Source organism: Bacillus hominis (genome assembly GCF_018332515.1).
Lineage (GTDB): Bacteria > Bacillota > Bacilli > Bacillales > Bacillaceae_G > Bacillus_A > Bacillus_A hominis.
In genome coordinates, this window is the sequence record NZ_BOQD01000555.1 from 1 (window position 1) to 515 (window position 515).

The following is a 515-nucleotide window of genomic DNA, read 5'->3' on the forward strand; positions in this document are numbered from 1 at the left end:
CACGTGTTACATTATCACCAAAACCGAATCTTCCATCTCCATAACCAGCAACGATTCCCCAATCTGCTAGATTTTGGATTGCTTCATAAGACCAATGTCCTGTCGGTACATCTTTAAATGTAACAGATGCAGCTTGTTGTTTCACAGCTACTTCAGCATTTGCTGTAGTACCTTGTGCGCTTAATCCAATTCCACCCATAATTGTTAAAGCTGTCGCTACTTTCAAAATCTTTTTCTTCACTGTATTCTCTCCCTAAAAAAAACATATTTTTTTCTAATATAAAGAATTCACGAAAAAGTAACAATACACTTATCCATATAAGTTTGTCTAATTTGTGAACTGTATTTCACATACTTTTCTTTACACCTAATTAACAATGAAGTTACTAAATCATACTTTTACATTATAAAAAGTAACCAAAATCAACCTATTTTTCCCATTTAATACCACTACTCAAACTATGACCAGCAGAATTAATATACAAATAAACAATTAAAAATAAGAAAAAAGCGCA

General features: G+C 31.7%; 1 protein-coding gene. It reads right to left on the bottom strand.

All coding sequences use genetic code 11. The features are described from left to right. On the bottom strand, positions 1 to 241 hold a 241-nt coding region (locus KI356_RS27305; RefSeq protein ID WP_212937015.1), incomplete at its 3' end, for an S-layer homology domain-containing protein. Positions 242 to 515 lie beyond the last annotated feature (274 nt).